We start from the raw sequence: 21,368 nt of genomic DNA, 5'->3' as shown, positions 1-21,368 counted from the left end.
ATTTTTACCTAATTTCATTAAAAGCTATCTTTTTTTCACTTAGACTGTTATACTAAAGTTAATTATTTTTGATCGTTCTTAGGATAAAGATGGATTACTCTTAAAGTAGATTTCCTCTTGAATGTTATTAATGACAAGAATAGTAATAAATTGTGTGATTATCACACTACAGGAGGAAAACAATATGGCTCAAGGTACAGTAAAATGGTTTAATGCAGAAAAAGGTTTCGGTTTCATCGAACGTGAAGATGGTGACGATTTATTCGTTCACTTCTCAGCTATCGCTGGTGAAGGCTTCAAATCACTTGATGAAGGTCAACAAGTTACATTTGATGTAGTTCAAGGCGACCGTGGCGATCAAGCTGCTAACGTTAAAAAAGGCTACTAATTGATAAAAAACCCTCAAAATGAGGGTTTTTTTTGTTTTTGTCTTTGTTATCTTAAACGATACTATTCACAAACACTATCCTATGTTAAAATATTTGTCGAAGTGATAAAGGTGGGATTAGATGGAGAGATGGGATGCATTTGTCCGATCATTAGAAAGGCTAGAATGGACAGACGTTGGTATAGCAATAGCGATTTTTATTGTTTTTCTGTTATTTCGTAAACTATTTACAACGTATATTTTTAAAATTATTGTCGCGACTTCAAGGAAAACACCGACTGAATTATTTACAAATATACTATTGTCGTTTGAGCGACCATTGCGAGCGTTTTGGGTTGTGCTAGGAACCTACTTAGCTCTTGTTTATTTGCCGTTCAATTTTACGACGATTGATTTTGTTGAGCATTTGTATCGCTCGTTTATTATTATGCTGATTGGGTGGGGGATATATAATTATACATCTATACATTCAATGACATTTATTAGACTTGCAAGAAAAGTTGAAATAGATGAAGATAGTATGCTTGTTCCTTTCGTATCAAAGTTGTTACGCTTTGCTGTCATTGCTTTAATCATAGTTATTATCGCAAGTGAGTGGGGATACGATATTAGTGGATTTGTCGCTGGTCTTGGACTTGGAGGATTAGCGTTTGCCCTTGCTGCTCAAGATACGATTGGAAATTTCTTCGGTGGGATTATTATTATTACAGAAAAGCCATTCTCAAAAGGGGATTGGATTGAAACACCATCTGTGGAAGGTGTTGTGGAAGATATTACGTTTCGCAGTACGCAAATTCGAACGTTTTCCGACGCGATCGTGACTGTACCGAACTCAACACTAGCAAACGAACCAATTACCAACTGGTCTCAAATGAAAAAGCGACGTATTTCGTTTTCACTTGGTATTGAGTATGGTACACCTAGTGATAAAATTGAGATATGTGCAAGAAGAATTGAATCGTTACTTCGTTCAAATGAGGAAGTTGATCAAGATTTGATCATGGTTCGCTTTGATCAATTTAGCGAATCTAGTTATGATATATTTATTTACTTCTTCACGAAAACGACAGCGTGGGCTGAATGGTTTAGAGTGAAAGAAGAAATTAACTTTACCATTCTTAACATCCTCGAAGAAGAGGGAGTTTCCGTATCGATCCCTACAAGTAATATCTACCTTGAGAATGAAGAGCAGATGAAACAATTTGAAGGGAAATTAAAAAAGGAGAGCCCAAGCGAAAGCTAACGGGTTTAGTTTTGGGAGAGGAAATGACAAATAATAAGTGTTTTGGAGTGCTAAAATCATTGTGATTTAGCACTCCATTTTTTATTGGTATATCAACATTTATATCAAATAAACACACAAATTAGTATAGCTTTTAGCATATGCTGTTGCAAACAGAACGTACCTTTATGGACTGTTGTGAATGTAGTTGCTAATTCAATTACCAATTCATATGTTAATGTCAAAACAAAAAGCCGATAGAAAAATATCGACTTAAAATGTTAATTATTACTTTTGTATGTCATACTTGAGATCAGAAAATTTAGGGTTGTCAAAATTCTTCCTATTTAGGTTTGTTTTTGTGAATTCTAATACCAAAATAAATCCAACACACTAAATACAAAATTGGTGCAGCAAACTTTATTATTGTGTAGAGTATTTTTTCTAATGATATTACAGAAGAAGTTTCAAATACATCAATAAATAATATTCCTAAACCACTAAGAAATATTATTAAGTAAACAGGAATGCAACCTAAAATAAATAATACATGAAACAAGATTTTTTCCAACATTCAATCACACAACCTATTCGAGAAAATTTGTACATATTGCACCTTTGTCTTTTTTCATTAACTTATTTTACTACAAAGATAATTTTTTGAGGGAAACAACTAATTTTATTGTTAAATCTCGTGTTAAATAAATTACCAAAAGTAGTGTTATTTTGGGAGAGAAATAAACTAGCAAATGTGTTTTTCTCTCCCAAAACTGAATCCCTTAAGCAAAAGCTAAGCTCTCTTTTTTAATGTAAAATATTAAAAGTAGGTATGTTAAAATATAAAAAACGTTGTAAAAATCCCGTTTTGATTTTTGTATAGATGGGTATAGGTTAGTTGGGAGAACTTTGTGCAATAAATGTGCTCGTTTATCTCTATTCACTATCATGAAAACAACGGAAAAGGAAGGGATATGGCACGTGAGAAATTTAACAATTACATATAAGGTTTCAATTTTGATTGCTCTTATTTTTGTTTTGTGGGGAGCGTTTTTTCCAAACCAATTAGGAGAAATAATGCTGCTTGCTCAGGCGTTCTTTCTTAATTCATTCGGTTGGTTTTACAATTTAGCAGCGACATTCTTTTTAATATTTGCGCTTTTTTTGATTTTTAGTAAGTACGGAAAGATTAAGCTTGGTAAAGATTCGGATAAACCAGAGTTCAGTCGACCAACTTGGTTTGCCATGCTGTTTAGTGCAGGGATGGGGATTGGACTGTTATTCTATGGTGTCTCAGAGCCAGTATCTCATTATTCTGTGCCTCCATACGGGGAAGGGAATACTCGTGAGTCTGCATTACTAGGATTGCGTTATACCTATCTACATTGGGGATTTCATGCATGGGCAATTTACGCTGTCATTGCATTATCGCTAGCGTATTTTAAATTTCGAAAAGACGCACCTGGGCTTATGAGTGCTACCCTCCATCCAGTATTAGGGGATCGAGTAAAGGGACCAATCGGACATACAGTTGATATTATCGCTGTTTTCGCTACCCTTTTTGGTGTCTGTGCTTCGTTAGGTTTAGGGGCACAGCAAATCAATGCAGGCTTAAATTATTTATTGGGAATTCCGATTAATTTTACCGTGCAGTTATTGATCATCAGTATTATTACTGTCCTCTTTATCACATCAGCTAGTACTGGTATAAAAAAAGGGATTAAGTATTTAAGTAATACGAATATGATTTTAGCGACTATATTGTTAATTGCTATGATTGTTCTTGGTCCAACTTTATTTTTATTAAACTTATTTACTCACACACTCGGAGAATATATTCAAAACTTGCCACAAATGGGCTTACGTCTATCACCTTTTAATGAAGAACGGGCTGCTTGGACACAAGGCTGGACAATTTTTTATTGGGCTTGGTGGATTTCTTGGTCTCCTTTTGTAGGAATGTTCATTGCTCGTGTATCAAAAGGACGGACAGTTCGAGAATTTGTTATCGCTGTTCTCGTTGTACCTACACTTGTTTGTGTGTTTTGGTTTGCTGTGTTTGGTGGTACAGGTATTTACCTTGACTTAATACAAGGTGTAGATGTAGCTGGACAAAGTCTAGAAACTGGTTTGTTCTTTGTCTTTGAACATTTGCCGTTTGGTGGATTGTTAACGGTAGTGACCGTGTTACTTATTAGTACATTTTTCATAACTTCCGCTGATTCAGCAACGTTTGTTCTAGGAATGCAAACAACAAATGGTGATCTTAACCCTTCCAATTTTGTGAAAATTTCATGGGGGTTAATCCTTACGTCTTCAGCTATCGTTTTAATGGCGTCAGGAGGTTTAAATGCGCTCCAGACGGCAATTATCGTCAGTGCATTCCCTCTGTCATTTATATTGCTTGTGATGAGTTATAGCACATTAAAAGCATTTAAGGAGGAAATCAAATCTAGTCAAAAGTCGAAGAAGATACTATAATCGTCACAAGAGGTGGGTAATAATAGCCGCCTCTTTGACGTGAATCGATAAGTTGATGTTCAAATAGATGTGAATCAATTATAATAAAAGAAATGACCATCAGGGGAGTTTATGATGAGGTATACTTTAATTGATAATGTTCAACAAGGGGAACGTTTAGGAAAACATATTTTTGCAAGTGATGGTCGAATTTTACTACAAAGTGGAGCGCAATTGACGGTTGGAATTTTATCACGTCTTCGTCACATGGGTGTACAAGCTATTTATATAAAAGATGAACGTGTTGAAGATATCGAGGTAGAAGAAGTCGTTTCTGAATCGGTCAAACGCTCGACAATTGCTACGTTAAAAGATTCTTTTCATTTTGTTCAGTCAGGAAAAAATATCGATTTCCAGTCGATTCAGAAATCGATAACAAGTATAATTGATGAAGTGTTAATGAATCACCAAACATTATTAAGCTTAACCGATATCCGTACAGAAGATAATGAATTATTTATTCATTCTGTGAACGTTTGTATTATTTCAACGATATTAGGTGTGAAGGTTGGTCTAGATCGTACGAAGTTACAAGAATTAGCTACAGGTGCTCTTCTTCATGATATTGGGAAAATCCTCCCGTCAGAAAAGGGTAAAGAAGATGATGTTGAGAATGATCATACTTGGAAGGGCTTTAACGCGTTGCGGAAAAACAAAGAAATCAGTACATTATCAGCTCATATTGCACTTACGCATCATGAGCATATAGATGGTAGTGGTTACCCAAGGCAGCTAAAAGATGAGGAAATTCATTACTTATCAAAAGTTGTTGCGATAGCAAATACGTATGATCGTTTGATTTCTAAAGGGGAAGACAACCGAGGTCTTTATCCGCATGAAGCATGTGAACATTTACTTGCGTTAACGAATGTTCAATTTTCTCATCCTATTATGTGGCGTTTCTTAAGGGCTGTTGCTTTTTATCCGACTGGAAGTCAAGTGAAGCTTTCAACGAACGAAACAGGTATCGTTGTTGGCCAGCATACTGGGCTACCTCAGCGCCCGATTATTCGGGTTTTTGAAATGACTGGTTCTGACTCTGGGGATTATGATGTGAAGCACATTGATTTAGCAAAGGAAACAACTGTATTTATTGAAAAAGTTCTCATGTGATATTTAAATTTAACGTCCATTTAACTGGGCGTTTTTTTGTTAGGGAGTCGAGAATACATGATCAAAGAGAGTTAAATGTGATAGATATTAATGAATGTATATGATTTGGATCAGTATATGGAAAAAGGGTCTATACCAGTGAGCCTTGTTGAACATGATAGGCGAGGTTATTTGGTAAGAGACCCTTATTTAAGTGTGTTAAAATGAAGGAATTTCATTGGATATGAATACTAGTTTGTTAGATTGTCCATTGCGATTTATCCCACGCCATATCCCAAAAAAGATATTCAAATCGACTTGTATTGATAAAAATCGTTTCAAGCTGCTTGAGTTCTGTTTCTGATTTTCCTTCAACTAATTGATTAAGCAGATCGATCAACCAATCGGCAAGTTTCGTAAATTCCTCCGACTGATACATTGTAATCCACTCACCATACACTGGATGCTCCATTGCCCCAGGACGTTTAGCTAAACGTTGACCGATTTCACCATAGCTCCACGCGCAAGGAAGAATAGCGGCAATTAATTCAGCTAAAGAACCTCTTTGAGATACATTGAGCATATAGCTACTATAGGCGAGTGTGGTTGGTGCTGGTTCAGTTGATTCAAGTTCTGTCTTTGATATACCTAGTTTTTCGGCATATTGACGATGTAATTCCATTTCCATGTTTAGTGTTGCATCCAACAGCTTAGCAAATGTTGACATCGTTTGAAGATCAGGAGCTTTTAAGCTTCCTAATGCATAAAGGCGTGCATACTCAATTAAATAAACATAGTCTTGACACATAAAGAATTGAAAACGATCAAGTGTTAAAGATCCATCACCAATCCCTTGTACAAATGAATGTTCATATCCTTTTTCCCAAATTGGTTTTGCTGCTTCATAAAGGTGATCTGTGAATTTCATTTATTTCATCTCCTTTTTTTGTGTAAAAGCTGGTTCGTTTCTAGTTGGATAGAAAAAGAATAATGCTATTTCATTCTAGTTGAGAGTAGAAGCTTATTTGATAAAACTAATATTTAGTTAGGTAGGAATTTGGAAAAGAGAGCATACTTAGTCCATTTCAAAGCTCTCTTCTTCCTTGAGATAAACTAGACCAAGTTAAAAGGTTAAGATAAGCCGTATCTTGTTCTTCTAATAGTTGTCTACAATAACAGTATCATAGGCAAAACTGGGTGACAACACGAACGAAAGGAAGAAAATTTAGAAAAATTGAAAAAAGCGGTTGATTTTCCAATGCTTCTGTTATATTATAAATGCATAAGATAAAAACTGTATTAAAACAGTTGAATGGAAAATAAAGGGGGAATAAAGACGATATCTAGTCAACAAACAAAAGGGTAAATATGACTAGAACACTAATAACTTTAGCACCAACTCGAACGCTAGCATTTGGTGAATTGTAGCAAGAATAATGACTCTGTTAATGACAAGTGATTTGAAAGAAGAAATCTAACAAACACATAATGGAATGGGAGAGGATTATTATGACAAAGCAATCAATTCAAGAGCAAGGACAACAGTTAGAACAGCAATGGGAAAATGATGAAAGATGGAATGGTATTGAACGTACATATTCAGGTGAAGATGTTGTTCGCCTTCGTGGGTCTTTGCAAATCGACCATACACTTGCACGAGTAGGATCAGAAAAACTATGGAAAATGTTAAATAACGAAGACTACATTAACGCTTTGGGAGCATTAACTGGAAATCAAGCAGTTCAACAAGTGAAGGCAGGTTTGAAAGCGATTTATTTAAGCGGATGGCAAGTTGCAGCAGATGCGAACCTTGCAGGTCAAATGTACCCTGACCAAAGCTTATATCCGGCAAACAGTGTACCAAGTGTTGTTAAAAGAATAAATCAAGCACTGCAACGCGCTGACCAAATTCAGCATATGGAAGGCGAAGGAGATGTTGATTATTTCGCACCGATTGTTGCAGATGCAGAAGCAGGATTTGGCGGTCAGCTTAATGTATTTGAATTAATGAAAGGTATGATCGAGTCAGGAGCTTCGGGTGTTCACTTTGAAGATCAGCTTGCATCAGAGAAAAAATGTGGCCATCTAGGTGGTAAAGTTCTTATTCCGACTCAAACAGCGGTTCGCAACCTTACTGCTGCAAGACTAGCAGCTGATGTAAGTGGTGTACCAACGATCATCGTTGCTCGAACAGATGCAGATGCTGCGGATTTAATTACAAGTGACATTGATCCAGTTGATCACCCGTTTATTACAGGTGAACGTACTGCTGAAGGTTTTTACCGTACAAATGCTGGAATTGATCAAGCGATTGCTCGCGGACTTGCATATGCACCGTATGCTGACTTAATTTGGTGCGAAACGTCAAAACCATCTCTTGAAGAAGCACGCCAATTTGCTGAAGCGATCCATGCGAAGTTCCCTGGTAAGATGCTTGCTTATAATTGCTCGCCATCATTCAACTGGGAAGCGAACTTGGATAAAGAAACAATTGAGACGTATCAAGTTGAGCTTGGTAAGATGGGATACAAGTTCCAATTTGTTACACTTGCTGGATTCCATGCCCTTAACCATAGCATGTTTGAACTTGCGAAAGGCTACAAAGAGCGAGGAATGGGTGCTTACTCTGAGCTTCAGCAAGCAGAGTTTGCAAGCGAATCAAAAGGATACACAGCGACTCGTCATCAGCGTGAAGTTGGTACTGGATACTTTGATGAAATTTCACAAGTTGTATCTGGCGGAACATCTTCAACTACAGCATTAAAAGGTTCCACTGAGGAAGCGCAATTCCAAAAAAGCTAAATAATTGTTTACTAAACAGACTCTACATGCCATGTAGAGTCTGTTATACTACAAAAACAAATAACGGTATGTTGTTATATGACAATACACCGTTATTTGTTTTTGTTTATTTATATGATTCTCGATAATCTATTTATTTCCTTTATGCAGCTCAATTTTTTTAACGTTTTTTCTGAGGGAAAAATAGAATGAGGTAAGAAGGGAGAAGTGGTTAATTAAATAAAATAATTCTGAATTTGGACGAGCCAAGGTAATGGAAATAAATGATATAATGAATTTCTGTAAGCATTTGTTGAAAAGTTGAAAGAATAGCTCTTATGTACCTAGCCATTTCTTTTATATATAGGAATATAAAAGTTGCAAGGTATTTATCACTAATTTAAAATACTACACGAAAATGATAAATAAAGTTGGAGAGGATGCACAGATGCAGATTTTTATCCAAGTAGTCTTACCAGTATTGCTTGTTTTTTTAATCGGTTTTGTTGTTCAAAAATGGAAAAATATCGATATCAAACCTATTTCGACTGTTGCTATTTTTATTATGACTCCTTGTCTTGTTTTTAGAACTTTTTATAATTCTGAAATAAACATACAATATATGTACATGGTTTTTTTTGCTTTTTTATTATTATTTGGAATCATTTTCATTAATAAGGTTTATGCGAAATTAAAAAACTATGACCGTTCGACAGAAAATGGATTAGTCCTTTCCACTGCTTTCATGAATTCAGGTAATTATGGTGCTCCAATTATTTTATTCGCGTACGGTGAAGCGGGCTTTGCTTATTCAGTATCGTTTCTCGTCTTACAATCGATTATTATGAATTTTTTTGGCGTTTATTATGCTGCAAGTGGTAAGGCGGGGATAAGTGTTGCTTTAAAAGAAGTGATGAAAATGCCTGCAACATATGCAGTGTTGGTTGCAGGCATTTTCAAAGGGTTGAATTTATCCATGCCTAACAATCTCATGTTAACAGTTGATATCATTGCAGAGGCTGCCATTCCGACAGTGATGATCATACTGGGAATGCAGTTAGCAAAAATTAAATGGGGAAATTTCGAGTGGGGGAAAGTGACCTATGGGACCATTTTAAGACTAGTCATTTCACCATTTCTTGCATATGTGATTACGCTGTTCTTACCATTAGACCCTCTTATGGCAAAGGTTTTAATTGTTTCAGCTGCTATGCCTTCTGCGGCAACGATTGTTATGTATGCTGTTCAATTTCAATCGCAGCCAAAACTTGTTTCAAGTATTACGCTAATAACAACAGCAATAAGTATTCTAACCATTACTTTTCTGCTGCTCATTTTAGGATAAAGGTAGAAATGGATTAAAATGGTGAGGTTTGGTTGAATTTAATAGATTGAGGGAATTAAATCGTTGTTTTCATTGCAATTTGTCGCCTGAATCTTTATCATAATGAGGAGATTATTTTAATTGTATGAGGAGGAAAAGAAAAATGAAAATGATGGATGCAAATGAAATTATTCAATTTATTTCACAAAGTGAAAAGAAAACACCAGTAAAAGTACATATTAAAGGTGAACTAGACGGACTTGATTTTGGTGCGAATACAAAATCATTTATTACTGGTAATGTGGGCGTTCTGTTCGGTGAATGGAGCGAGATTGAAGCAGTTCTTAATGCGAATGAAGCAAAAATTGAGGATGTTGTTGTTGAAAACGATCGTCGTAACTCAGCGATTCCTCTTCTTGATATGAAGAATATCAAAGCGCGTATTGAGCCAGGTGCTGTTATCCGTGACCAAGTTGAAATTGGCGACAATGCAGTTATTATGATGGGTGCAAGTATTAACATTGGTGCAGTTATTGGTGAAGGTACGATGATTGATATGAATGCGGTTCTTGGTGGGCGTGCAACAGTAGGTAAAAATTGTCATATCGGTGCTGGATCAGTTCTTGCTGGAGTTATTGAGCCACCATCAGCACAACCTGTGATTGTAGAAGATGATGTTGTTGTAGGTGCAAATTGTGTAATCCTTGAAGGCGTTCGTGTTGGTAAAGGTGCAGTTGTTGCAGCGGGCGCTATTGTAACAGAAGATGTACCACCAAATACAGTAGTTGCAGGTACGCCAGCACGCGTTATTAAAGAAATTGATGAAAAGACTAAAGGTAAGACGGAAATTAAGCAAGAGCTTCGTCGTTTAAACGAAGATAACTAAATAACTGAGTTAATCGGAAGCAGCTTTGTTGTTAGGTTTTAAACCTATCGGCAAGGCTCTTTCCTTACATAGAGTGAAAGGGGAATAAGACGGTGTCAAATTGGATAGAGCGTGACCAACAGTCTATCATGTCAACGTATGGACGACTTCCAATCGTGATTGAGCGTGGAGAAGGAAATTATTTATTTGATGAAAGTGGGAAAAAATATCTTGATCTTTTTACGGGTCTTGCAGTCAATATTCTTGGACATTCTCATCCAGCGATTATCAAGGCATTAACTGAGCAGGGTACAAGCTTCCTTCATATTTCCAATGTCTTTTATAATAAACCTGCAATTACGTTAGCTGAGAGATTAATCAATCATTCGATAAAAGGCAAGGTATTTTTCACAAATTCAGGAGCTGAAGCGACTGAGGCTGCACTGAAACTAGTTCATAAATGGTCAAAGGAGCAGAGGGAAGACCGCAGTGGTGTGGTTGTTTTGAAAAAGAGCTTCCATGGAAGGACACTTGGGGCTCTAAAGCTAACAAGGCAACCTGGTGTATATCAAGATTTTCCTGTAACTGATATTCCTGTATTTGAAGTCGAACCTCATGATACTCAAGCTCTTGAGGATGTTTTCCGAACACATAAACCAGCTGCTATTATTGTTGAGCCTGTACTTGGTTCTGGTGGTATAGTGCCACTTGAGGAGTCTTATCTACAAGAAATTGAAAAACTTTGCCGCAGTTATGGTGTCCTATGTTGCATGGATGAAATTCAAACTGGTGTCGGCCGAACAGGAGAATTTTTCGCTTATCAACACGCGGGTATTGAACCAGATGTGATTTTGTTTGCAAAAGGAGTCGGAGGAGGTCTCCCTTTAGGAGGGATTATTGTGGCTGAGCGTTTCTCTCACTTGTTCAAGCCAGGTGATCACGGTACAACTTTTGCGCCATCTCCACTAAGTGCTGCGCTAGGTAATGCGGTCATTGATGTATTAATAAATGAAGGCCAACTTGTTAAGGGGGCAGAAATGGCTGCTCAATTATTTTCGAAAATAGACTCATTAAAACAGAAATATCCAGAGCGCATCGTTGGTGTTAGAGGTAAAGGGATGATGCTGGGGATCGTTATGAACGCTGAAGCTTCTGTTGTAAAAAGCATTCAACAGCAGTTGCTTGATAAAGGCATTATGGTTGATGTGACGCAACAAACGATTATTCGCTTACTACCGCCATTAACAATGAAATCAAAAGAGGTAGATTTCTTAATTGATACACTTGAAGAACAAATTCATATAATGCAAAAGGTAGGGGAATAATTATGATCTCCCAAGAGCAATTAGTTCAAATAAGACGTGAGTTACATCAGATTCCAGAATTAGGATATGAAGAAGTGAAAACTCAACGTTATTTGCTCGAACAAATAGAACAGATGAACGATGAGTTCTTAACCATTGAAAAGTGGGAAACGGGAATATTTGTCCATGTTCAGGGACGAGAGCCATCAAGAACGATCGCGTATCGAGCTGATATTGACGGTCTACCAATTGAAGAGCAAACAACTTATAATGGGTTTCGTTCTGTTCATCACGGAGCAATGCATGCATGTGGGCATGACGTTCATATGACGATTGCTTTAGGAGTATTAAGTTATTTTGCTGAAAATCAACCAAAGTGGAATCATTTATTTATTTTCCAACCTGCGGAAGAAGGACCGGGTGGGGCGAAACAAATGCTTGAATCAGAACAGCTAAAAAAATGGTGGCCTGATGAAATGCTCGCGCTTCATATTGCACCAGAGTATCCTGTTGGGACAATCGCGACAAAGCCTGGACTCCTTTTTGCGAATACGTCTGAATTATTTATCCGATTAAAAGGCAAAGGTGGGCATGCTGCTTTCCCGCATACAGCAAATGATATGGTTGTTGCGGCAAGTCACCTCGTTACCCAATTGCAAACAATTGTTGCGCGTAATGTGAACCCATTAGATGCTGGAGTTGTCACAATAGGTGTGATTAAAGGTGGTACGAAGCAAAATATTATCGCTGAGACTGCTGTGATCGAAGGAACAATTAGATCACGTTCTATAGAAACAATGCAGACGATAAAAAAGCGGGTTGAAGCACTCGTTAATGGAATCGAAGTCGGATTTGAATGTGAGGCATCGATTGATTATGGATCAAATTATTGCCAAGTATATAATGATGAAGCTCTGACTGGAACATTTATCGAATTTGCAGAGAGAAATGAATCTATTAATCTTGTCATTTGTCCTGAAGCGATGACAGGAGAGGATTTTGGCTATTTTCTCGAACAGATCCCTGGTATGATGTTTTGGTTAGGTGTTGATAGTGAGTATGGTCTTCACGACGCAAGGCTCGAGCCGAATGAAAAGGCAATTCCATTTGCCGTTCAAACGATCATTGATTACTTGATTGAACGAGAAAACAAATGATAAATTAACCCTTAAGCTACCTGAATAGTAAAAGCAGGTAGCTTATTTTGATATTGTTAAGTATATATACTCGTTTTCTGGGTATTGTAATGAGTGCAAATACACTACTTAATGGAGGTGCTGAAAATGCCGAAAATCGGTGTTGAGCAGTCATTGACAGATGTTCAAGAGCAATTACAATCAATGGGATTTGATGTTGTACAATTACAGAAAGAGTCAGATGCCAAAGGTTGTGATTGTTGTGTGATCACAGGGATGGATCAAAACATGATGGGTGTACAAGATGTGGAAACTGAAGGATCAATTATTAATGCACATGGGATGACCTCGGAGGAAATTTGTCAGCTAGTCCAAACCAAAGTAGAGCAACAGCATTAAAAAAGAGGGTGACTGCTTTGGGGTCACCCTTAACTTCAACTATCATATAGATGATTGTTCTTTCTTTTCGATATATACTTGATGGGGAAATGGAATTTGTATATTGTTAGCATCAAGTGCTTCTTTCAATTCTTTACGCAATTTGCGTTCTACCGCCCACTGGGCCATGTTTTCTGTTTTAGCTAAAATACGAATAATAACGTCTGAATCACCAAGTCCTTGAACGCCAATTACATTTGGACCGTCTTTAATTGAACTATCTTCCGCGGCAATTCGGTCACAGGCATTTTGAAGCACAGCAATAGCTTCGTCAATATTATCGTCATAAGAAATACTCATATCAACAAGGGCGCGCATATTTCCTCGTGAATGATTACTTACACTGCTTATTTCTCGATTAGGAATATAGTTAAGAGTCCCATCAAATCCACGAATTTGCGTTGTGCGTAAGCCGACTTCTTCAACGATCCCATCAATACCACCAGCTGTGACATAATCATCAACATCAATTTGCTTTTCAAGCAGTAGGAAAAAACCTGTCACGACATCACTGACAAGTCCTTGTGCTCCAAAACCAATCGCAAGACCTACTATACCAGCACCTGCGATAAGAGCAGTGGCATCAAGCCCAAAAATACTAATAACGATCGTAATAAAGATAAAGACTAAAACATATGAAAAAACATTAATCGATAATTTTTTTAATGTTTTTATTCGACCACGTGAGATGTTTTTTTGTGACTCCATTTTATTGAAGCTACTTTTAATAATCCTTTTTCCGACTAAGCGAGCAATTAAAAAAGTGATAATTGCTAAGATTACTTGTCCAATAATCAGCGCAACTCCGACAATGAACGTTCCTTCTGTCAAGTTATTAAACCATTGTTCCATCAAAATCACTCCTTCATCCTATTGTTTTCCCATTTGCCTAAAGGTAAAACATCCTATTTTCTCAATTGCTTCTTTGGGACAATTTTTGTTTTCGTCAAAAAGCTAATAGCTTTATATAAATGAGAATGAAAAGCAAATAAGTCGCTTTATTGGGTAGACATTGTTATAATGTAAAAATGCATTGCCGTTTTAGAATGAATCAAGAAGGGTATACTACGACTATTGCGTCTGATGGATAAAGAGTCATAAAGTTGTTTATATTAATTATTAGTTAACATTGACTAGCAATTGATCTTCTTTTATAATGACGGCAGTGAGAAAATTTTATTTTTTTTAGGAGGTTTATACATATGACTGATAAGCGTATGGTAGGAAAACAAGCACCAAGATTTGAAATGGATGCGGTAATGCCTAATAAAGAATTTGCAAAGGTAAGCCTTGAAGAAAATATGAAAAACGACAAGTGGACGGTTCTTTTCTTCTATCCAATGGACTTCACATTTGTGTGTCCAACAGAAATTACATCACTTAGCGATCGTTTTGATGAATTTGAAGACCTTGATGCAGAAGTAATCGGAGTTTCAACAGATACAGTTCATACTCATAAAGCTTGGATTAATACGTCACGTGATGATAATGGTCTTGGCGAATTGAATTATCCAATCGCAGCTGATACAAACCATGCTGTATCTCGTGAATATGGTGTACTAATTGAAGAAGAAGGAATTGCTCTTCGTGGTCTTTTTATTATCAGCCCAGAAGGTGAACTAATGTATTCTGTTGTTAACCACAACAATATTGGCCGTGATGTAGATGAAACACTTCGTGTACTTCAAGCTTTACAAACTGGTGGATTATGCCCAGCTAACTGGAAGCCAGGTCAAGAAACACTAAACGTGTAAGAAGATGAATGTTGAGGTCTAGCAGCAATGTTAGGCCTTTTTTTCTCTAATATAAAAGTATAAAATGTAATAATTAATGGTAGTTAAGTATCGAGGAGGAATAACATAAAATGGCTTTAAAATTACGTTCGCAAATGCCTGAACTTGATGGGGCAACAACTTGGTTAAACGGTGAAGTTAAAAAAAGTGATCTTGTAGGTAGTAAGCCAACGCTTATTCATTTCTGGTCAATTAGTTGTGGTTTATGTAAAGAAGCGATGCCAAATGTTAATGAATTTCGTGATCAATACAAGGATCAATTAAATGTAATTGCTGTTCATATGCCGCGATCTGAAAAAGATTTAGATTTAGATGAAATTAAAAAGGTTGCTGATGAACATAGTATTACACAACCTATTTTTGTAGATAGTGCGCATAAGTTAACGGATGCATTTGAAAATGAATATGTACCAGCTTACTATGTTTTTGACGAAGAAGGGCAATTACGCCACTTTCAAGCTGGTGGTGGTGGCATGAAGATGCTAACAAAACGTGTAAACAGAGTACTTGGAATTAAAGAATAGTGATAATTAATAATAGAGGTTGACTCATAGTAGTCAGCCTCTTTCTTGTGTATTTGCAGCTTTAGATCTCACCTTTTATTCGCTCTCTTGATATATATAAAGGAGAGGTGAATAAAATGAATGTTATTGATAAGCGTAATTTTCTTGCTTCAAGCCGATCTAGATCATACCGACGAAGAGCCAAAAGCTCCATTCGAAATATTGCGATTCATCATAGTGCAACAGCAACAGGCAGTGCAGAGGCTTTTGCTCGTTATCACGTTAATGAATTAGGATGGCCGGGTATTGGTTATCACTATGTTGTTGATAAGCAAGGTATGGTAAGTATCTGTCATGATTTAGAGGTAGTTAGTTATCACGTAGGTAATAGTAATGGGTACGCTGTTGGTATCTGTATGGTTGGCGATTTTCGAAATGAGGCTCTAGGATATCAACAAAGAGAATCGACATTAGAGCTAACGAGAAATTTAATGAGAGAATTAAACATACCAGTAGAAAATGTTTGGGGCCACATTGAATTTCCAGGATATTCGTGGAAACCTTGTCCTTCTATTAATATGGAGTTCTTTAGAAATCAACTCCGAGAGGACGGAGCAACTAGTATAGGGTCTGGGTTGACTACTCCTTCTTCTTTATATATTAGTGGTGAGAGGCAGCGTACGATTCTTACAATGGGCGATCAAGGTGATGATGTTAAGGCTTTGCAGGAACGTTTAATGGAGTTAGGTTTTCAACCTGGTCCAATTGACGGTATATATGGACCCTTGACAGTGGATGCTGTTAGTCGCTTTCAACGCGTAGTATCCATATTAGTAGATGGAATTGTTGGACCACAAACAAGAGCAGCTTTAAAAGACTTCTCTCCATTGTCTGAACAACCAGAGCAAGGATCACCGACAGATGAGCCTGATGATCGGGAAGAACTATATAACGGGGAAACACGAAGAATATTGCTTTATATTCGTCCAATGATGCGAGGTACAGATGTGCAAATGGTTCAGGAAAAAGTCGGTGCGATTGTTGATGGTATATATGGACCTGATACAGAAGAAAAAGTTCGGGTGTTTCAACGAAAAGAAGGACTGACCATAGATGGAATTGTTGGACCACAAACATGGCGAGCTCTAGACCGAGTTCAAAAAACGTCGGCAGTAAGTTATCAGCGGCTCCTTTCACTACAAACACCTTATTTACGTGGGGAAGATGTAAGACGTGTTCAACGAGCTTTACGTATACCTGCAGATGGTTTGTATGGTCCAGTTACGGAAAGAGCGGTTAGAAAATTCCAACAAAGAGAAGGGATTGTAGTAGATGGGATAATGGGTCCTAGAACATGGAGCCGTCTATTTAATGAATGACAAAAAAAGGTATACCACATTCGTTTTGTTGTGGTATACCTTAAAAATGTAAATTTAAACTTCCATAATGATTGGAAGAATCATTGGCTTACGTTTTGTTCGCTCATATAAGAAAGGTCCGAGTAGATCTGTAATCTCATTTTTAATTTCAGACCACTGAGAGGTTTTTCTTTCCATTACTTCATTTAGGTGAGTAGCTAGAAGCTTTTGTGCTTCATAAATTAAGTCGCTCGATTCTCTCATATACACAAATCCACGAGAAATGAGGTCTGGTCCTGCTGTCACTTTAAATTCTTTCATGTTTAGGCTGACAACAACGACAACGAGCCCTTCCTCAGAAAGGATTCGACGGTCTCTTAATACAATATTACCGATATCGCCAATTCCGTTACCATCCACATAAACAGAACCGGATGGAATCTTTCCAACGACCGCAGCTTCTTCAGGATGAAGAGCAAGAACATCTCCATTATCCATTATAAAACTGTTCTTTTCATCTACACCGCAATCTTTAGCAAGTTTAATATGCATTTTCAACATCCGATATTCACCGTGGATTGGCATGAAGTATTGAGGCTTCATTAAACGGAGCATAAGCTTCTGTTCTTCTTGTCCACCATGTCCAGATGTGTGAATATCATTTAATGAACCATGAATGACATCGGCTCCAGCACGGTATAATTGGTTAATTGTTTTACTCACACTTAAGGTATTACCTGGGATTGGCGAAGATGAAAAGACAACGGTATCGCCAGGAATTATTTGAATTTGACGATGGGTGCCATTTGCAATACGTGAGAGAGCAGCCATCGGTTCACCTTGGCTACCAGTACAAAGTATAGTTACTTGATTGTCAGGTAGCTTATTTAATTGTGAAGTTTCAATAAACGTACCTTTAGGTGCCTTAATATAGCCTAATTCTTGTCCGATTGTAAGAGCAGATTCCATACTTCGCCCAAAAACAGCAACTTTGCGACCGTGATGCACGGCTGCTTCTACAACTTGCTGCAAGCGATGAATATTCGATGCGAATGTCGCAAATATAATTCGTCCATCGACTTTGCGGAAGATAGTATCAATGCTCTCTCCTACTTTGCGTTCTGACATCGTAAATTCTGGGATTTCACTGTTAGTGCTATCTGATAGGAGGCATAGAACACCTTCCTCACCGATTTTTGCCATCTTCGTTAAGTTGGCAGGTTCACCTACTGGAGTGAAATCAAACTTAAAATCGCCAGTATGAACGATATTACCTGGTGGTGTTTTAACGACAATCCCGTATGAATCGGGAATGCTGTGAGTTGTTCTAAAGAATGTTACTGATGTTTTTGTGAATTTAACGACTTGATCTTCGTGAATTTCATAGAGCTTTGCCTTACGAAGTAGTCCGTGCTCCTCGAGTTTCCCTTTTAATAAGCCTAATGCTAACTTTCCGCCATAGATAGGAACATTCACTGCTCTAAGTAAGTAAGGGATTCCGCCGATATGGTCTTCATGTCCGTGCGTGATAAAAAGACCTTTAATTTTATCTTCATTTTTCACTAAATACGTATAATCTGGGATTACATAATCAATACCGAGAAGTTCGTCCTCTGGAAACTTTATTCCGGCATCAATTAAAATGATTTCATCTTGAAATTGAACGGCATACGTATTCTTTCCGATTTCGCCTAATCCTCCAAGAGCAAATACAGCTGTTTGGTTGTTTTTTACTTGTTTCATTGATTAAATAGACTCCACTTTAAAGAATTCACTTTTTTGCTCGTATTCAAGATACGCCCCAGAGATTGGTGTTACGAATTCAATATTATAGTTTCTTGGGGCTAGTTTCTTTCGCACGTCAGCCTCTGTTTCGCCTTCTACATATACTGTTTTAGTGAATTCACGAACGGGAACTTCATTAAATTTTTGCTGAAAAAAAACTTTAAAAATCATAGTGTTACCTCTCCTTAACATTGGTTATATTTTCATTATAAAGCAATTGACGATGTATTTCATGTTTTTCTTTTCTTTCAGAAACGTTTGTTTATTCTCATACTCTCCATTTCGGCATGACAAACCTTTATTGTTGGCAAAAAGGTGGAATACTATACTTCGATTAGTCTTTTTTTAGGTAAAAGATTTTTACATCCGTTTATAATTTTTCTGCGAAGTTTTTTCAACATATGAATCCTCCTTACTAGATAATGGGATGTTTTCAAATGGATTTATTATCAATGCACGACCAATTAGAGAGGCTTTTGTTATAAATAGTATGTGCTACTTCTTTATTCTCTGTTCGAGGGAATAATTGGGATAGTGTTTATTTAGAAAGTTAGATACTAATAACGAAGGAAGCATTATTTACTTGAGTTAATGAATAAATAAAAAAAGAAGGATCTAAGCGACTGCTTACGATCCTTCTTTTGCTTCATTAGTTAGGAAGTTCTTTTTTTAGTTTATCTTTAAAGCCTTCAATACGGTCATAAAACATGATGCCATTTAAATGATCAAGCTCATGTTGAAATACAATTGCTACTAAGCCACGTAACCGTAATGTTACTTCTTTATCATCTAGGGTTGTTCCCTTCACTGTTATTCTTGCGTACCGGGGGACATCTCCTAGAATATCTCTGTCAACAGATAGGCAGCCTTCTCCGCCATCTAAATGAGTTTCTTCGATGGAATGACTGATAATTTTCGGATTAAACAATCCCATACTATATAATTGATCTTGTTCATCTGTTACATGAACAGCGAACATTCTTTTTGAGACACCAATTTGAGGGGCGGCAAGACCGATACCTGGTCTAAGGTCATATTTCTCCGCAATTTCAGGGTCTTGACTATTTTTTACGAATTCAAGCATTTTTTGAAGAATTTTTTTTTCTTCTTTACTTGCGGGAAGAGTTACTTCCTTAGCGATTTGTCTCAGAACAGGATGACCTTCGCGAACTATATCTTTCATCGTTATCATTTATGTATCACTCCTTTTACACATACGTTTACTTTATGAAGAAATAGGGGAAAGATCAAGTGGTTTTACAAATGGTCACTTTTTTAAGAAGAAAAAAAGCAGATATAAGCTTAAAAAGCCTTATTTCTGCTTTATTATACGTTAGCAATGGCCAAAACGCGAAGCTCCTACAATAATAAGTAGGATAAAAAGAACAACGATTAAAGCAAAGCCTCTTCCGCCGCAGCCGTACCCAGGACCGTAACCAACGCCTGCAACTGGCGCAACGGGAGCGCCATACCCATAACCTGCAACAGGAGCACCGTATCCACATGGATCATAACAACAATGTCCACCATATCCGTACATCATACATTCCTCCTTTTTGTCATCAACCGCATTAGCTGCGATTCACTAATTACAATATGCACTTTCATCAACGGTGGTTGGATGGATGCCCATTTTTAAAAATTTATTTATTTGTTCAGACAAGTTCATATTGAAAGAATTTTACTCATATACTAGCATCGTTTAAGTTTGAAAAAGGTATTGTCAATACGATTTTGTTGATTTAGTGTAAGAGTTAGATAGTAGGTCGATAGATAAAGAAACTTAGGGGGAATAGGATGAGTTTGAACAGATGGTTACCTTTACTTGGTGTAGCTGTAATAGTATTAACTGCCTGTGGTGAGGAACCTACTGAGGTAGTTTACCAACATTTGGAGAATTCCGTTGAACATGAGCAGGTTTTCGAAGAACAGCAAGAACCTCTGCATAGTGCAGAAGAAAGGGAAAATGAACTATTTGAAGAAATTGTTGCTCTAGGGACGGATGAGTTTGAACAGATTTCTACTCTGGCTGACGAGGCACTTGTATCAATTGATTCACGCGTAACGATGATTGAACAAGAAAAAGAGAGCATTGAAGCAAGTTATGAAGAATTTATACAAATAGAAGAACAAGTTAGTAATATTGAAGGAGAAGAGTTGAGATCGCTATTAGAAGATCTTAAGAAAACGATGAATGAGCGGTTTGAGAACTACCAAGCTTTATACGTTGCATACTCTGAGGCTATTAATAGTGATCGAACACTATTTGAAATGTTAAAGCAAGAAGATTTAACATTAGAAGAATTACAATCACACATTGAACTTGTAAATGAATCGTATGGACAAGTGAATGAACAAAAAGAGAAATTTAATCGGTCAACCGATGAATATAATGAAATGAAAAGATCCTTTTATAAAGCAGCTGAGCTAAATGTACGCTATGAATAGGTACTAGAGCAGCTGCTCTTTTTTTTAATGAAAACACCAGTAAAAAAAACAAAACTGTACTATTATTATCTCTTTTTGATATATAACACAGTTTTTGTGGATTACTAAAATTTCTTTTTAATATTTAAATTAAAAACGATGGAACAAAAGAATTGACGAATTTCAATAAAGTGATGTAGACTTATTCTCGTAGGATATATTGTATTACTTTATAGGTGAAATAACTGATACAGTTTTATTTTTGCCTGAAAATAACTATCGGCAGATATATTTCTTACACGGGTAAAGACAAATGTCACTGCTGGATATCTAAATAAACGATCTGAGGTCTGTTTCATTCTTTTGTGAAGCGGTTATGGATTAGTAAGTATTGGGTATCCTATAGGAAGAGTTGTCGAGTGTTCGTAAATAACA

At 36.9% G+C, this 21,368-nt stretch carries 19 protein-coding genes and 1 pseudogene; 14 read left to right on the top strand and 6 right to left on the bottom strand.

Annotated features, from left to right (window positions below):
- The first annotated feature begins 184 nt into the window (after positions 1-184).
- The 4 genes from IQ10_RS11840 to IQ10_RS11825 all read left to right on the top strand — a co-directional run bounded on the left by IQ10_RS11840 (position 185) and on the right by IQ10_RS11825 (position 5,240).
- The gene (locus IQ10_RS11840; protein ID WP_144450726.1) at positions 185-388 is read left to right on the top strand and encodes a cold-shock protein; all 204 of its coding nucleotides are present in this window, start codon (positions 185-187) and stop codon (positions 386-388) included.
- A 121-nt stretch (positions 389-509) separates the two neighbouring features.
- Positions 510-1,631: a mechanosensitive ion channel family protein gene (locus IQ10_RS11835; protein WP_144450725.1), complete on the top strand. Its 1,122-nt coding sequence runs from the start codon at positions 510-512 to the stop codon at positions 1,629-1,631.
- Between the two features lie 957 nt (positions 1,632-2,588).
- A complete protein-coding gene (locus IQ10_RS11830) occupies positions 2,589-4,088 on the top strand; it encodes a glycine betaine uptake BCCT transporter (protein ID WP_242009817.1) in 1,500 nt (499 codons plus the stop codon).
- 114 nt (positions 4,089-4,202) lie between these two features.
- Positions 4,203-5,240 carry an HD-GYP domain-containing protein gene (locus tag IQ10_RS11825; RefSeq protein ID WP_144450724.1) on the top strand — a complete coding sequence of 346 codons (1,038 nt, stop codon included), beginning with the start codon at positions 4,203-4,205 and terminating at the stop codon, positions 5,238-5,240.
- 238 nt (positions 5,241-5,478) lie between these two features.
- Here the strand turns inward: IQ10_RS11825 and tenA are convergent, their stop codons facing one another.
- Entirely contained in the window at positions 5,479-6,147 is a 669-nt protein-coding gene (gene tenA / locus IQ10_RS11820) for a thiaminase II (RefSeq protein ID WP_144450723.1), read from the bottom strand.
- Between the two features lie 581 nt (positions 6,148-6,728).
- Between tenA and aceA the strand changes: the two genes are divergently transcribed.
- The 6 genes from aceA (at position 6,729) to IQ10_RS11790 (ending at position 13,028) form a co-directional block, all read left to right on the top strand.
- On the top strand, positions 6,729-8,021 hold the full coding sequence (gene aceA / locus IQ10_RS11815) for an isocitrate lyase (protein ID WP_144450722.1): 1,293 nt from the start codon (positions 6,729-6,731) through the stop codon (positions 8,019-8,021).
- Between the two features lie 427 nt (positions 8,022-8,448).
- Positions 8,449-9,345 (top strand): AEC family transporter, encoded by an 897-nt coding sequence (locus tag IQ10_RS11810; RefSeq protein WP_144450721.1) that lies wholly within the window; start codon positions 8,449-8,451, stop codon positions 9,343-9,345.
- A gap of 142 nt (positions 9,346-9,487) precedes the next feature.
- Positions 9,488-10,210, top strand: coding sequence for a 2,3,4,5-tetrahydropyridine-2,6-dicarboxylate N-acetyltransferase (gene dapD, locus IQ10_RS11805; RefSeq protein ID WP_144450720.1), 723 nt, complete (start codon positions 9,488-9,490; stop codon positions 10,208-10,210).
- A 92-nt stretch (positions 10,211-10,302) separates the two neighbouring features.
- Complete coding sequence (locus tag IQ10_RS11800; protein WP_242009816.1) at positions 10,303-11,514, top strand: aspartate aminotransferase family protein; 1,212 nt, start codon at positions 10,303-10,305, stop codon at positions 11,512-11,514.
- Between the two features lie 2 nt (positions 11,515-11,516).
- Positions 11,517-12,650, top strand: coding sequence for an N-acetyldiaminopimelate deacetylase (locus IQ10_RS11795; RefSeq protein ID WP_144450719.1), 1,134 nt, complete (start codon positions 11,517-11,519; stop codon positions 12,648-12,650).
- A gap of 126 nt (positions 12,651-12,776) precedes the next feature.
- Positions 12,777-13,028 carry a YkuS family protein gene (locus IQ10_RS11790; protein WP_144450718.1) on the top strand — a complete coding sequence of 84 codons (252 nt, stop codon included), beginning with the start codon at positions 12,777-12,779 and terminating at the stop codon, positions 13,026-13,028.
- A gap of 42 nt (positions 13,029-13,070) precedes the next feature.
- Here IQ10_RS11790 and IQ10_RS11785 read toward each other — a convergent pair whose 3' ends face one another.
- The gene (locus IQ10_RS11785; protein ID WP_144450717.1) at positions 13,071-13,919 is read right to left on the bottom strand and encodes a mechanosensitive ion channel family protein; all 849 of its coding nucleotides are present in this window, start codon (positions 13,917-13,919) and stop codon (positions 13,071-13,073) included.
- A gap of 350 nt (positions 13,920-14,269) precedes the next feature.
- Between IQ10_RS11785 and IQ10_RS11780 the strand changes: the two genes are divergently transcribed.
- The 3 genes from IQ10_RS11780 to IQ10_RS11770 all read left to right on the top strand — a co-directional run bounded on the left by IQ10_RS11780 (position 14,270) and on the right by IQ10_RS11770 (position 16,742).
- Entirely contained in the window at positions 14,270-14,821 is a 552-nt protein-coding gene (locus IQ10_RS11780) for a peroxiredoxin (protein WP_144450716.1), read from the top strand.
- A gap of 110 nt (positions 14,822-14,931) precedes the next feature.
- Positions 14,932-15,384: a TlpA disulfide reductase family protein gene (locus IQ10_RS11775; protein WP_144450715.1), complete on the top strand. Its 453-nt coding sequence runs from the start codon at positions 14,932-14,934 to the stop codon at positions 15,382-15,384.
- A 116-nt stretch (positions 15,385-15,500) separates the two neighbouring features.
- Positions 15,501-16,742 (top strand): peptidoglycan recognition protein family protein, encoded by a 1,242-nt coding sequence (locus IQ10_RS11770; RefSeq protein ID WP_144450714.1) that lies wholly within the window; start codon positions 15,501-15,503, stop codon positions 16,740-16,742.
- 54 nt (positions 16,743-16,796) lie between these two features.
- Here IQ10_RS11770 and rnjA read toward each other — a convergent pair whose 3' ends face one another.
- The 4 genes and pseudogenes from rnjA to IQ10_RS18410 all read right to left on the bottom strand — a co-directional run.
- Positions 16,797-18,464 carry a ribonuclease J1 gene (gene rnjA, locus IQ10_RS11765; RefSeq protein WP_144450713.1) on the bottom strand — a complete coding sequence of 556 codons (1,668 nt, stop codon included), beginning with the start codon at positions 18,462-18,464 and terminating at the stop codon, positions 16,797-16,799.
- Between the two features lie 3 nt (positions 18,465-18,467).
- A complete protein-coding gene (locus IQ10_RS11760) occupies positions 18,468-18,677 on the bottom strand; it encodes a DNA-dependent RNA polymerase subunit epsilon (protein WP_144450712.1) in 210 nt (69 codons plus the stop codon).
- Positions 18,678-19,155: 478 nt separating this feature from the next.
- Positions 19,156-19,698: a peptide deformylase gene (gene def / locus IQ10_RS11755; RefSeq protein ID WP_144450711.1), complete on the bottom strand. Its 543-nt coding sequence runs from the start codon at positions 19,696-19,698 to the stop codon at positions 19,156-19,158.
- Between the two features lie 141 nt (positions 19,699-19,839).
- Positions 19,840-19,929: pseudogene (locus IQ10_RS18410) on the bottom strand (YjcZ family sporulation protein); the annotation flags it as partial.
- Positions 19,930-20,303: 374 nt separating this feature from the next.
- Here IQ10_RS18410 and IQ10_RS11745 point away from each other — a divergent pair.
- Positions 20,304-20,954, top strand: a complete 651-nt coding sequence (locus IQ10_RS11745) for a YkyA family protein (RefSeq protein ID WP_144450710.1) — start codon at positions 20,304-20,306, stop codon at positions 20,952-20,954.
- Positions 20,955-21,368 lie beyond the last annotated feature (414 nt).

It is taken from the genome of Halalkalibacter nanhaiisediminis (genome assembly GCF_007830185.1).
Lineage (GTDB): Bacteria > Bacillota > Bacilli > Bacillales > Bacillaceae_D > Halalkalibacter > Halalkalibacter nanhaiisediminis.
The sequence above is the reverse complement of the archived record's forward strand: the minus strand, read 5'-3'. Positions and strand labels throughout refer to the sequence as shown.